The following is a 12,580-nucleotide window of genomic DNA, read 5'->3' on the forward strand; positions in this document are numbered from 1 at the left end:
GCGGTGCGAGCGGCGGCACCGGTGGTGCTGGCGGCTCGGGGGGACTCGGCGGTCCCGGCACCGCGGGCGGGTGCTCCGGCGGCGTCGGCGTGCGCTCCGGATCCGGTTCGGACGGGAGGTCAGGCGTGCTGTTCACTCGGGGTCCTCCTGGGGATGAGCGGGAAGGCGCCATGTCGGGCCTTCCAGACGATGCGGGCGAGCAGGAGCGGGATGGTGACGATCAAGAAGAGCTGAGGGCGGGTCAGTCCGAGCCAGGCGACGTCGTTGCCGCGCACGAATTCGACGAAGAACCGGAAGATGCCGTAGGCGGCGATGTAGAGGGTGAGGGTCTCCCCGGCGGCGATGTCGCGGTGACGCAGCCAGAACCAGAGCAGGCAGAACGCGGCCGCATGGAACGCGATCTCGTATACGAAGCTCGGGTGCAGCGGCACTCCTGCCGGGGATCCGACCCGTGCGGCGGCGGCCGGATCCAGGACGATGCCCCAGCCCGCGCCGGTCGGGGTGCCCGGACGCTCGGTGAAGAGGCAGCCGAACCGGCCGATCGCCATGGCGATCGCCACGGCGGGGGCGAACAGGTCGCCGCTGCGGTCCCGGTATCCGACGATCTTCTTCGCGACGTGCACGCCGAGCCAGGCGCCGACCAGCGCGCTCAGGATCGACGCATTGCCGTGCGTGAGCTGCGAGACGAGGTCGCGGTTCTTCGTGAGGTCGATGTGCTGCGCCCAGGTGCCGAGACGGCTCAGGATCGCCGCGCCCACCAGGGCTCCGAGCACGAGATACGCGACGCGCGGATCCGTGACGCCCCGCCGGCGGCGTTCGATGAGGAACACGATCCCCGCCGCGCCCAGGCCCAGCGCGACGAAGAAGCCGTGCGTCTCGAGCGGCGGCGCCCACGGCCCGAGCAGATCCTGCAGCGTCGGGAACATCAGATCCGCCCGATCCAGAACATCACCCAGAACGGGGTCGCGACGGCGGCGAGCACCGCGAGCAGGGACAGGTACGCGAGCACGAGACGGGTGTCGCCGAGCTTGCACTTCGACCGCAGCAGCCCCTGTCGGCGGGCGCGGGCGTAGCCGGCGATCGCGATGAGCGCGAACCCCAGGACCGCGATCGGGCCGAGCAGGCACGCGATGAGCGCGACCGTCGTGAACACGCACAGCCGCAGCGGATCGAACGGCGGGGCGGGGGATCCGACCGCCTCGTCGTAGCGGTTCAGCCCGGACAGGTCGAGCGGGGCGGGGCCAGCGGCGGAGTCGGCGGCGTCGACTGCTCCGAACTCAGTCGATTCGGGTGCGACGGGGGCGGGGCGCGCGGGAATCGCCGTCTCCGACTGAGTTCGGAACAGGTCGCGCTGCGCATCGCCCCCCGACGACATGGCTCAGTGCCCCACCGAGAGCGGAAGTCGCGTGCGGTCGCCGGCGTCGCCGCCGGCCTCGGCCACCCGGGCTCCGGCGGATCCGGTCGCGGTCGAGATGCGCGTGCGGGAGAGCGGCGCCCAGGCCTGCACGGCGCAGAACGGAGCACACTGATGCGCCGACGTCTGCTCGTTGACAGTCGCGACATGCACGCAGCACTGCGTGAGGCGCTCCTCGATCATCGTGTTGATGTCCATGAAGGGCTTGACGGTGATGCGCTTGACGCGCTCGCCGAGGAACTGGCGCAGTCGCTTGTGCTGACCGGGCAGCGCCGCGCTGGCGAGCTTCGTGAGCGTGCCGATGCCGAGGTCGCAGCCCGTGCAGATGTCCTTCCACAGGGACCCGATCGACGGGTGCGACAGCGACGACTGCTCGCTGAGCAGGTCGAGCAGCGACTGCTTGACCGAGTCCTTGAGCTTCTGGTTGATGCCGCTGTCGGCGATCCGGTTCGCGATCAGGTCGGGGTTCAGATCGAGGAACTCCTTGAGCCTGTCGTGCCCGACGAGCTTGGTGAGCGAGTTCCAGGATCCGGAGTCGTCCTTGAGCAGGTAGCCGACCGAACAGCAGTGCGGGTGGCTGCAGGGCAGTGCGGTGAGATCCTTCCAGGTGACCTCGCCGTCGGTCTGCGGCGCCAGCCGTGCCAGCACGCCGGTGTGCGTGAGGCGGTCGTGCGGGTCGATGCCCGCCGAGCGGCCGGATCCGAACACGGGCTGGATCGTGACGCCGCCCACGTAGGGCGTCTCCATGGCCCGGCGGATCACCGCGCCGATCTCGCCGTCGTTGACGCCCAGGGCCGCGGTCATCGTGAGGGTCGTGAACACGCCTGCCTCGCTGAGGCGGGCGAGTGCGCGCTCCTTGAACCGGCGGATATCCGCGCCGCGGTGGTACGCCGATGCCTCGGCGCTCTCGCCGTCGTACTGCAAGTACACCTCGACCCGCTCGCGGTGCTTCTTGAGCGTCGCGACGAGCGCGTCGTCCTGGGCGATGCGCAGGCCGTTGGAGTTCAGCAGGATGCGCACCACGGGGCGCGCCACGAGGTGCTCCAGCAGCTGCTCGAGCCACGGGTATAGGGTCGGCTCGCCGCCGGAGAGCATGAGCACGTCGATGCGGTTGTTCTCCCGCGCCAGCCGCGCGTCGACCGAGGCGAGCACTTCTGCAAGCGGGGCGATCGCGCTCGCCGCAGGGCTGGACTCCGCGAAGCACGTGGGACAGCGCAGGTTGCAGTGGTCGGTGAGGTCCTCCAGCAGGATGCAGGTGTGCTGCGTCTGCATCTCGGGAAGTCCGTCCTCGTAGGCCGAGGGCACCGGCTTGAAGTTGCCCGCGAGGTCGGGCTCGTGCACCTTGGTCGGCGCGGTCCACTGCTCGAGGTAGGTGAGGATCTCGGCCGACTCGTCGTACATCGTGCGCTGCAGCCCGTGCTCCGGGCATCCGCGCTCCAGCCAGACCCGATCGTCCCGCACGGCCAGCCAGCCGCTCAGGCGGCGGACATCGGCGAGCGGCCGATCCGGATCCTCTTCGTGGCACGTCGGGCAGAACGCGTTGACGTAGCGATGCACGCGGTAGTCGCGCAGGGGCTGGCCGGATCCGGCGGTCTTCGCGCGGGCGGGGGCACCCGCCGCACCGGGGCCTAGGCCTGCCGGAGTCTCCACGGTGGGGGTCATGGGCTCACCCTAGCGGCCGGGTGGTGCGGCATCGGGGGAGTGATCGGGGCGTGTGGACAACCGGGTCCGGTGCTCGCGTTCGCGTGCGGGCAGCACGGGACGGAGGACCGCCCTCCGGGGAAGGCGACCCTCCGTCCTGTGGTTCAGCGACGCTCGAAGAACCTCGTCGCGGCGCCCGCAGCCAGCAGCAGCACGCCGGAGACGAGCAGGAACGGGTCGTAGAACCCGGTCTGCGCGAGCGTGCTCTGCTTCGCGGTCGAGGAAGCGCGCAGGGTGCGCGCCGCCTCATTCAGGCTGTGCGTCACGTGGGACACGACCTGGACTCCCCCGTTGCCCGGAGTGATTCCTCCGATGCCGGTACCGGTTCCGGTTCCGGGAGTGCCGGTTCCGGTTCCGGGAACGGTGGGCAGACTCGGCAGGGAGCCGGTGATCCCGCCGAGGACGCCGCCGATCACGTCGGGGAGGGATCCCGTGATCCCTCCGGCGGCGCGGGTGAGCACCGCCGGAAGGGCTCCGGTGACACCGCCGACCAGTCCGCCGATGTTGCCGACGGGCAGGGACGGCAGACCCGGGAGGGTTCCGCCGTTGCCCGGGGTGCCGCCGGTGCCGGGCAGGCCCGGGATCGAGGGCAGACCGGGGACAGCAGGCAGACCCGGCAGGCTGCCGGTGATTCCGCTGAGGATCCCGCCGAGGTTCGGCAGGCTCGGGAGGGTTCCGCCGGTGCCCGTTCCGGGGAGGCCCGGGACGGTGGGCAGGCCGGGCAGGTTGTCGGTCAGGCCGCTGAGGATCCCGCCGAGGATCCCGCCGAGGTTCGGCAGACCCGGAAGGGTTCCGCCGGTTCCCGGGGTGCCGGAGTTGCCCGTTCCCGGGAGACCAGGAACTGAGGGCAGGCCGGGCAGGTTGCCGGTGATCCCGCCGAGGTTCGGCAGACCCGGAAGGGTTCCTCCGGTTCCCGGGGTGCCGGGGTTGCCGGTTCCCGGAAGGCCCGGGACGGTGGGCAGGCCGCCGGTGATTCCGCCGAGGTTCGGCAGGGTGACGGTGGCGCGGGGTGCGGTGGTGCCGGTGGTGGGGACGGCTGCGTCGACGTAGACGTTGGTGCTGTCGGTGCCGATGCGGTCGTTCGTCGCGATTCCGTGAGGGCCGGCGGTGAGATCCCAGACGTCCTTGATTCCGAGGGCGTTCAAGTTCTTACCGACGTTGAGCCCGTCAGGGGTGGCGCCCGCGTGAACACTGCCGACCCCGGGGATCGGAACCGTGACCACACCAGGCGTGCCGACGGTGCCGGGCAGGCCCGGAACGGAAGGCAGGCCCGGAAGGCCACCGGTGATCCCACTCAGGATTCCGCCGAGGTTGCCGATGGGCAGCGACGGGAGACCCGGAAGGGTTCCCCCATTGCCCGGAAGGCCCGGCAGGCCGCCACTGATTCCGCCGAGGTTGGGCAGGGTGACGGTGGCGTGGGGTGCGGTGTTGCCGGTGGTCGGAACCGCAGCGTCGACGTTCACATTGGTGTTGTCGGTGCCGATGCGGTCCGTGGTGGACACGCCCTTGGGGCCGGCGGTGAGGTCCCAGACGTCCTTGATTCCGAGGACGTCGAGGTTCTTTCCGACGTTGAGTCCGTCAGGGGTGGCGCCGGCGTGGACACTGCCCACTCCGGGGATCGGAACGGTGATCACGCCAGGCGTGCCGCCGGTGCCGGGAAGACCCGGAACCGAAGGCAGGCCCGGCAGGTTGCTGGTCAGACCACCGAGGACTCCGCCGAGGTTCGGCAGACCCGGGACGGTGGGCAGGCCCGGCAGGTTGCTGGTCAGACCACCGAGGATCCCGCCGAGGTTCGGCAGGGCCGGCAGACCAGGCAGCGATCCGCCGCTACCCGGAGTGCCGGGGTTGCCGGTTCCCGGGAGACCCGGCACGGAAGGCAGGCCGCCACTGATTCCGCCGAGGTTCGGCAGGGTCACCGTGGCGTGCGGTGCCGTGGTGCCAGTGGTCGGGACGGCCGCATCGACGTTGACGTTCGTGCTGTCGGTGCCGATGCGGTCGTTCGTCGCGATCCCATGGGGGCCGGCGGTGAGATCCCAGACGTCCTTCACTCCGAAGACGTCGAGGTTCTTTCCGACGTTGAGCCCGTCGGGGGTGGCGCCGGCGTGGACACTGCCCACTCCAGGAACCGGGACGGTGATCAGACCAGGGGTACCAGGGGTGTCGCCGGTGCCAGGAAGACCCGGAACAGAAGGCAGGCCAGGAAGGCTGCCGGTCAGACCACCGAGGATCCCGCCGAGGTCGCCGATGGGCAATGAGGGCAGCCCCGGAATGGTTCCTCCTCCATTACCTCCGGGGGTGCCGCCGGTGCCCGGCAGCCCGGGCAGGGATCCGCCACCGGGAAGACCCGGGACGGTCGGAAGACCGCCTGCCACGTCGCCGAGCACCGGCAGGGTGACGGAGGCGTGTCCCGGCGTGGCACCGCCAGTGGGCAGCGCCGCATCGACGTAGACGTTCGTGGCGTCGGTGCCGATGCGGTCTGTGGTGGACACGCCGTCAGGGCGGGCGGTCAGATCCCAGACGTCCTTCACTCCGAGGACGTCGAGGTTCTTTCCGACGTTGAGTCCGTCAGGGGTGGCGCCCGCGTGAACGGTGCCGACCCCGGGGATCGGAACCGTGACCACGCCGGGCGTGCCGTCGGTGCCGGGGAGACCCGGAGTCGAGGGCAGACCCGGAACCGAGGGCAGGCCGGGAACGGAAGGCAGACCGGGGAGGTCTCCGGTGATCCCGCCAACGGTGTCGGTGACGCCGCCGACGGCTTCTGCGGCTCCATCGGTCGCCGTGTCGGCGATCTGGCCGATCGCGTTGGAGACGTCGGGGAGGGACGGCACCGAAAGCAGGCCCGGATCCGTGCCGCCGCCGGGAGGAACTGTTCCGCTCACGGTGCCGAGCGTGTCGCCGACGAGGTCCGACACATCCTGCGTGACCGCGGGAAGGCCGCCGGTCCCGCCGGCGCTGCCGCCCTGCGACGGATCGCAGGCGCCGGCCACGAGGTTCGTGACTGTCGTGAGAGCGCTCTTGACGACGTCGCAGCCGCAGTCGGCGCCACTGGGTGGCCCCTCTGCGGCGTTGGCCGCCGTCGCGCCGGCGAGAGTGATCCCGCCCGCGAGGAGCGTGCCCCAAAGGGCGCGCTTGACGATGCGATTCATGTTCTCTTTCCTTCTGATCTGGGGATTGCGCGCATGCGCGATGACACATGCCGTCCTGGGGGACGGCCGTGCCCCGATCAGTCGGGAGAGGAGTCGTGATCCGCGACGGGGGAGGCCGGCAGGCGATCGTCGCCCGCCGATCCGGAACGGACGGTCAGGAGACCGGCGCTCGAGGACGTCGACGAGACGGTGCCGAACAGCCGCACGTCGCCCGCGCTGCCACCCGAGGCGGAGCCGGTGCCGGGCATCCCGAGCTGGGTGACGGGGGAACCCGACGGTCGCTGCGCGGGCGCACCAGGTGCTGCCACCGAGGGCGCAGACACCACAGCCGCACCGATGGCCTCGTCTGCCTCGGGCAACGCGCTCTGCGCGTCGTCCTTGGTCGACGCGGGCGCGACGGCGGCCGGCGATGCCACAGGGCCCGGCTCAGGCAGGCCACGGACTTCCGGAACGGCGGGGCGCCCGCCAGGAGCCGTCGTCGGCGGCAGGACTGCACCGCCGGTCGCACCGCGCACGGTCTCGGTGACGGTGCCGACGGTGTCGTCGAGAGAGACGGCGATCCGAGGAAGTGCGGCGGTCACGGTGTCGAGCGTCGCGGGTACGCGGCGCAGCAGCGCATCGACGGGTGCGAGCACGGGACTCAGCGCCGGAGCGACGGTGTCCGTGGTGGTCGTGACGACATCGATCGCGGCGCCGGCGGTCTGGCTCACGCCCTGCACGATCGGGGCGATCGCACCCACGAGCGGCGCGGTCAGCGGGCCGGCGGACCCCTCGGCGTCGGGGGCGGGCGCGGTCGCAGGGCCGGCGGGGGCGACGGCCGCGGGGGCCTCAGCAGCAGGTGCGGGGGAGGGCGCGTCGACGGCGGCCGGTGCCGGGAGCACCTCGGCGACGGTGGCCTGTACCGCCGAGAGCGTGCTCTGCACGGTGGCCGGCGCCTCGGCGATCGAGCTCTGCACCGCACCGACGGTGCTCTGCAGCGTGCCGAGGATGCTCGGCGGGGACGGCGGGACGGTCTCGGCGGCCTGGGCGGATCCGGATCCGAAGGCGATCGACAGCGCCACCCAGCCGAGGGCGAGGACCCCGCCCGCGACCGCACCGGGGATGAATCCCCGTAGCGACCGCGCACGTTCCCGCATGAATACCCCCCGATATACCGGCTTACCGCACAAGCTATGCCCCGGCGGTGGATCTGTCCAGAGCCGCGTGCGGTTGTTTCACATCGCTTCACCCTCATGGTCGTGTTTCGGTCGGACAGGTCCGGGCGGGGCGGTCCCGAGAGACCCCGATGAGCGGACGTCGCTATTGTCGAGGCGTGGATCTGTCGTCGGAGCTGATGATCGTAGGTACGACCCTCCTGATCACGCTGCTCGTCGGGTTCATCGGACTCGTGATCGCCGCACTCTCCGGGCGCCACCCGAACCGCTCGAAGCGGCATCCTCACCGTGTGCGGATGCCGCGCGTCGTACCGGCCCTCGGTCTCGTTGTCATCACGATCGGCCTCTGGTTCGGACTGACTGCGGGCGAAGCGCGATACCCGCCGGGCATGCGCATCGCATCGGTCGTGCTGATGGTCGGAGGTCTCATCGCCCTTGTCGCCTATGCGTCCTGGTACCTGGAAGCTGGCCCGGATGCCATCCGATCGCGAACCGTCTTCGGGAAGACGAGATCGGTCAAGTACTCCGATATCGCCACCTACAAGTTCACCGTGCTCAACGGCCAGCGGTTCGTGTCCGTGGCTTCGTCGAACGGAGATGCTCTCAGCATCAGCACGATGAAATACGACGTCTCTCCCTTGCTGGCGGCGATCGAGTTCCGTGAGACGCGAGGGAGATGGCCGCTGTCGGGAGAGATCCCCGGACCGCCAGGATCCGCCCCGCGCACCCCGCACTGACGTAGCGTTGATACGTGAGTTCTCCTGCCCTAGATGTGGCCGCCGTCCGCGCCGACTTCCCCCTGCTCGCCGAATCCGTGAACGGGGCCCCGCTGGCGTACCTCGATTCCGCCGCGACGAGTCAGAAGCCCCGCGTCGTGCTGGACGCCGAGCGCGACTTCCTGGAGCGCTCGAACGCCGCCGTGCACCGCGGTGCGCACACGCTCGCGGCCGAGGCGACCGAGCTCTACGAAGACGCCCGCGCCGCCGTCGCCGGATTCGTGGGCGCGGACGCCGACGACCTGGTGTGGACGCACGGCGCCACCGAGGGACTGAACCTCGTCGCCTACGCGATCGGCAACGCCACGGCCGGACGAGGGTTGCCGGAGAGCGCCCGCTTCGCCCTGCAGCCGGGGGACGAGCTCGTCGTCACCGAGGCAGAGCACCACGCGAACATCGTGCCGTGGCAGGAGCTCGCGGCCCGCACGGGCGCCGTCCTGCGCGTGATCCGGATCCGCGATGACGGATCCCTCGACCTCGACCACGCGGCGGAGGTCATCGGATCCCGCACGCGCGTCGTCGCGTTCACGCACGTCTCCAACGTGCTCGGCATCGTCAACCCGGTCGCGGAGATCGTCGCCCTTGCGCAGTCGGTCGGCGCGCTCACCGTGCTCGACGCGTGCCAGTCCGCGCCGCACGTTCCGCTCGACCTGCCCGGCCTCGGCGTCGATCTCGCGGTCTTCTCCGGCCACAAGATGCAGGGTCCCTACGGGATCGGCGGGCTGTACGGACGTCGCGAGGTGCTCCAGGCGCTGCCGCCGTTCCTCACGGGCGGGTCGATGATCACCCGCGTCACGTTCGAGCGCACCGAGTTCCTGCCGCCGCCGCAGCGCTTCGAGGCCGGCACGCAGCCGGTGTCGCAGGCGATCGCGCTCGCCGCCGCCGTGCGGTACCTCGACGGTCTCGGCATGGACGCGGTGCACGCGCACGAGAAGGAACTGGAACAGCGTCTGCGTACGGGGCTCGGCGCGATCGACGGCGTACGCCTGCTCGGTGCCGCGGACGGTGCGGAGCGGGTGGCCCTGCAGTCCTTCGTGGTCGACGGGGTGCACGCTCACGATGTCGGCCAGTTCCTCGACTCCCGCGGCGTCGCCGTGCGCGTCGGGCACCACTGCGCCGCGCCCGTGCACGCGCGCCTCGGCGTGACCGCGTCGGTGCGCGCCTCGGCCGCCCTGTACAACACGGCGGACGAGGTGGACCGGATGCTCGACGCCGTCTCCGGGGTGCGCGCGTTCTTCGGCGTCTCCGGATCCGCCGAGGAACAGGAGGTGGTCGCATGAGCGGTCTCGAGGACCTGTACCAGGAGCTCATCCTGGACCACTCCAAGCGCCCGCACGGCAAAGGGCTGCTCGGCGCCGGGGACGACCCGCACACGGCCGAGTCGCACCAGCGCAACCCGATCTGCGGCGACGAGATCACCCTGCGCGCCCGCGTCTCCGACGACGGCGAGCGCATCACCGAGGTGAGCTGGGAGGGATCCGGCTGCTCGATCTCACAGGCGTCCGCCTCGATGCTCACCGAGCTCGTGATCGGCCACTCGCGGGCGGAGGCGGCGGAGCTCATCGACGGGTTCCGTGAGGCGCTGCGCTCCCGCGGCGCGATCGAGCTCGATGAGGACGTGTACGGCGACGCGGCCGCCCTGACCGGCGTCTCTCGCTACGTCGCCCGCGTCAAGTGCGCGATGCTCGGCTGGGTCGCTCTCGAGGACGCGTTGCTCCGCGCCTGAGGCGGTACCTACCTGTTTCGAAGCGCGCAAAAGACCCGATTCCGGGTCTGGATCGAGCCATTTGCGCGCTTTGAACCAGGAGAGGTCAGGCTTCGACCGCGGCGGGGATGCGCGCCGTCGACGTCGGCCCGCTGACCCGCGCGAGGGAGCTCGAGGCGATGGGGTTCCTCCAGATCATCATGGCGGCCCTCGGCAAGACCCGCTACGAGTCGGGTTTCACCCTCCTGGAGTGACCCGCCTGCCGGTTTCGAAGCGCGCGAATGACCCGATTCCGGGTCCGGATCGAGCCATTTGCGCGCTTCGAAGCCAGGGTGTTAGGTTGACACCGTGGCCCTGACCTGTCGTTGTTGTCTCTGAGCGCGATCCGCGCTCCTTCGACGACCACAGACAGCCCGCGCGCTCCGCGCGATCATCGTTCAGGACACTTCTCGTGCGCTACGCCAGCCACGTCGCCGATCTCGTCGGCGCGACGCCCCTCGTCCGTCTCTCCTCCGTCGTCGGCGCGACCGCCGACCGCGGGCCGATCCGCGCGACCGTGCTCGCCAAGGTCGAGTACTTCAACCCCGGCGGATCCGCGAAGGACCGCATCGCCCGGTCCATCGTCGACGCCGCCGAGCGCGACGGGCTGCTCCGGCCCGGCGGCACGATCGTTGAGGCCACGAGCGGCAACACCGGAGTCGGCCTGGCGCTGATCGCGCTGCAGCGCGGCTATCGCATGGTGTTCGTCGTGCCGGACAAGTTCGACGGACCCAAGGTCGCCACGCTCCGGGCCTACGGCGCCGAGGTGGTCGTCACGCCGACCTCCGTGCCCCCGGAGCACCCCGAGTCGTACTACTCCGTCGCCGCCCGGCTCGCCCGCGAGATCCCCGGGGCCTTCAACCCGAACCAGTTCGCCAATCAGAACGGTCCGCGCGGGCACTACGAATCCACCGGCCCCGAGATCTGGGCGGACACCGACGGCCGGGTCACGCATTTCGTCGCGGGCATCGGCACCGGCGGCACGATCAGCGGCACCGGGCGCTACCTCAAGGAGGTCAGCGAGGGCCGCGTGCGGGTGATCGGTGCGGATCCGGGGGGATCAATCTACTCCGGCGGTGAGATCCACTCCTACCTCGTCGAGGGCGTGGGCGAGGACTTCCTGCCGTCCACGTTCGATCCCGCGGTGGTCGACGGCTACGAGCGGATCTCCGACGCGGAGTCGTTCGCGATGACCCGTCGGCTCGCCCGTGAGGAGGGGCTGCTCGTCGGCGGTTCCAGCGGCATGGCCGTGGTGGCCGCGCTGCGCGTCGCGGAGGGCTTGGGCGAGGACGACGTGGTCGTCGTGCTGCTGCCCGACCACGGCCGCGGCTATCTGGACAAGCTCTACGACGACGGCTGGATGACCGCGCACGGCTTCGACGTGCCGGACGCCGCATCTGCAACGACCGACCAGGCCGGCCCCGCGGCCGGCGCGAACGACTGACCGGAGGGATCCGACCATGACCATCGAGACCGACAAGACCGCCACCGCCGCGATCCACGCGGGCCAGGCCGCCGACCCGTACACGGGGGCGGTGATCCCGCCGCTGCACCTGTCCACGACGTTCGTGCAGGACGGGATCGGCGGGCTCCGCCAGGGCTACGAGTACGGCCGCAGCGGCAACCCGACCCGGGATGCCCTGCAGGCGCAGCTCGCCGCGCTCGAGGGCGGCACGCACGCCTACTCCTTCGCCTCCGGCCTCGCCGCGGAGGACACCCTGCTGCGCGCGATCCTGCAGCCCGGCGACCACGTGCTGCTCGGCAACGACGTCTACGGCGGCACGTTCCGGCTCATCTCGCGGGTGCTCGGCGCCTGGGGTGTGACCGTACAGGTGGTCGACATGAGCGACACCGACGCGGTGCGGACCGCCGTGGCCGCCCAGGCGCCGCGCGTGCTGTGGGTCGAGACGCCGTCGAACCCGCTGCTGCGCATCTCGGACATCGCCGCGCTCGCCGCGATCGGGCACGAGGCCGGATCCGTGGTCGTGGTCGACAACACCTTCGCCACCCCCGCGCTCCAGCGTCCGCTCGAACTCGGCGCCGACGTGGTCGTGCACTCCACCACGAAGTACCTGGGCGGGCACTCCGACGTCGTCGGCGGAGCCGTGGTGCTGCGCGACGACGCCCTCGCGGAGAAGGTCGGCTTCCTGCAGTTCGCGGTGGGGGCGGTATCCGGCCCGTTCGACGCCTGGCTCACGACCCGCGGTATCAAGACGCTGCCGGTGCGGATGCGCCAGCACAACGAGAACGCGCAGGCCGTGGCCGAGTTCCTTGATGGGCATCCCGGCGTGGCCCGCGTCTACTACCCTGGGCTGCCCTCGCACCCGGGGCACGAGCTCGCGGCGCGGCAGATGTCGGGCTTCGCGGGCATCGTCTCGGTCGCGCTGGAATCCGGCGAAGCCGCACGCCGATTCGCCGAGTCGACGCACGTGTTCCAGCTCGCCGAGTCGCTCGGCGGCGTGGAGTCCCTCGTCAACTACCCCGACGCGATGACGCACGCCTCCGTGCGGGGCACCGAGGCGGCCGTGCCCGTCGAGGTCGTCCGCCTCTCGGTCGGTCTGGAGGACATCGCGGACCTGCTCGCGGATCTGGAGCAGGCACTGCGGGCCTGACGCGCGGGCCCGGATCCGGACGGCATCCGCGAG

Annotated in this window: 11 protein-coding genes; 6 read left to right on the plus strand and 5 right to left on the minus strand. The window is 71.0% G+C overall.

Annotated elements, in window-relative coordinates; all coding sequences use genetic code 11:
• Positions 1–119: 119 nt before the first annotated feature.
• From CQ044_RS08530 to CQ044_RS08550, 5 genes are all read right to left on the minus strand, one after another.
• A complete protein-coding gene (locus CQ044_RS08530; protein WP_105688077.1) occupies positions 120–926 on the minus strand; it encodes a prolipoprotein diacylglyceryl transferase in 807 nt (268 codons plus the stop codon).
• Positions 926–1,375: a hypothetical protein gene (locus CQ044_RS08535; protein ID WP_258133217.1), complete on the minus strand. Its 450-nt coding sequence runs from the start codon at positions 1,373–1,375 to the stop codon at positions 926–928. Before CQ044_RS08535 ends, CQ044_RS08530 begins: the two co-directional genes overlap by 1 nt.
• 3 nt (positions 1,376–1,378) lie before the next feature.
• Positions 1,379–3,076 (minus strand): radical SAM protein, encoded by a 1,698-nt coding sequence (locus tag CQ044_RS08540; protein WP_105688078.1) that lies wholly within the window; start codon positions 3,074–3,076, stop codon positions 1,379–1,381.
• 143 nt (positions 3,077–3,219) lie between these two features.
• A complete protein-coding gene (locus tag CQ044_RS08545) occupies positions 3,220–6,261 on the minus strand; it encodes a hypothetical protein (RefSeq protein ID WP_105688079.1) in 3,042 nt (1,013 codons plus the stop codon).
• A gap of 77 nt (positions 6,262–6,338) precedes the next feature.
• The gene (locus tag CQ044_RS08550) at positions 6,339–7,397 is read right to left on the minus strand and encodes a hypothetical protein (protein ID WP_146116768.1); all 1,059 of its coding nucleotides are present in this window, start codon (positions 7,395–7,397) and stop codon (positions 6,339–6,341) included.
• 176 nt (positions 7,398–7,573) lie between these two features.
• Between CQ044_RS08550 and CQ044_RS08555 the strand changes: the two genes are divergently transcribed.
• From CQ044_RS08555 to CQ044_RS08580, 6 genes are all read left to right on the plus strand, one after another.
• Entirely contained in the window at positions 7,574–8,152 is a 579-nt protein-coding gene (locus CQ044_RS08555; protein ID WP_105688081.1) for a hypothetical protein, read from the plus strand.
• 14 nt (positions 8,153–8,166) lie between these two features.
• Entirely contained in the window at positions 8,167–9,471 is a 1,305-nt protein-coding gene (locus tag CQ044_RS08560; RefSeq protein ID WP_105688082.1) for an aminotransferase class V-fold PLP-dependent enzyme, read from the plus strand.
• Positions 9,468–9,917 carry a Fe-S cluster assembly sulfur transfer protein SufU gene (gene sufU / locus CQ044_RS08565; RefSeq protein WP_105688083.1) on the plus strand — a complete coding sequence of 150 codons (450 nt, stop codon included), beginning with the start codon at positions 9,468–9,470 and terminating at the stop codon, positions 9,915–9,917. Before CQ044_RS08560 ends, sufU begins: the two co-directional genes overlap by 4 nt.
• A gap of 107 nt (positions 9,918–10,024) precedes the next feature.
• Complete coding sequence (locus tag CQ044_RS08570) at positions 10,025–10,150, plus strand: hypothetical protein (RefSeq protein ID WP_258133218.1); 126 nt, start codon at positions 10,025–10,027, stop codon at positions 10,148–10,150.
• 197 nt (positions 10,151–10,347) lie between these two features.
• The gene (locus CQ044_RS08575) at positions 10,348–11,379 is read left to right on the plus strand and encodes a pyridoxal-phosphate dependent enzyme (protein WP_105688084.1); all 1,032 of its coding nucleotides are present in this window, start codon (positions 10,348–10,350) and stop codon (positions 11,377–11,379) included.
• 16 nt (positions 11,380–11,395) lie between these two features.
• Positions 11,396–12,547 carry a cystathionine gamma-synthase gene (locus tag CQ044_RS08580; protein ID WP_105688085.1) on the plus strand — a complete coding sequence of 384 codons (1,152 nt, stop codon included), beginning with the start codon at positions 11,396–11,398 and terminating at the stop codon, positions 12,545–12,547.
• Positions 12,548–12,580: the final 33 nt, after the last annotated feature.

This window comes from Microbacterium sp. MYb64 (assembly GCF_002979495.1).
GTDB classification, from domain to species: domain Bacteria; phylum Actinomycetota; class Actinomycetes; order Actinomycetales; family Microbacteriaceae; genus Microbacterium; species Microbacterium azadirachtae_A.

Bases quoted from the DNA above. Each gene is read 5' to 3' on its own strand.
- CQ044_RS08530 (WP_105688077.1), bottom strand. From the start codon at position 926: ATGTTCCCGACGCTGCAGGATCTGCTCGGGCCGTGGGCGCCGCCGCTC.
- CQ044_RS08535 (WP_258133217.1), bottom strand. From the start codon at position 1,375: ATGTCGTCGGGGGGCGATGCGCAGCGCGACCTGTTCCGAACTCAGTCG.
- CQ044_RS08540 (WP_105688078.1), bottom strand. From the start codon at position 3,076: ATGACCCCCACCGTGGAGACTCCGGCAGGCCTAGGCCCCGGTGCGGCG.
- CQ044_RS08545 (WP_105688079.1), bottom strand. From the start codon at position 6,261: ATGAATCGCATCGTCAAGCGCGCCCTTTGGGGCACGCTCCTCGCGGGC.
- CQ044_RS08550 (WP_146116768.1), bottom strand. From the start codon at position 7,397: ATGCGGGAACGTGCGCGGTCGCTACGGGGATTCATCCCCGGTGCGGTC.
- sufU (WP_105688083.1), top strand. From the start codon at position 9,468: ATGAGCGGTCTCGAGGACCTGTACCAGGAGCTCATCCTGGACCACTCC.
- CQ044_RS08570 (WP_258133218.1), top strand. From the start codon at position 10,025: ATGCGCGCCGTCGACGTCGGCCCGCTGACCCGCGCGAGGGAGCTCGAG.
- CQ044_RS08580 (WP_105688085.1), top strand. From the start codon at position 11,396: ATGACCATCGAGACCGACAAGACCGCCACCGCCGCGATCCACGCGGGC.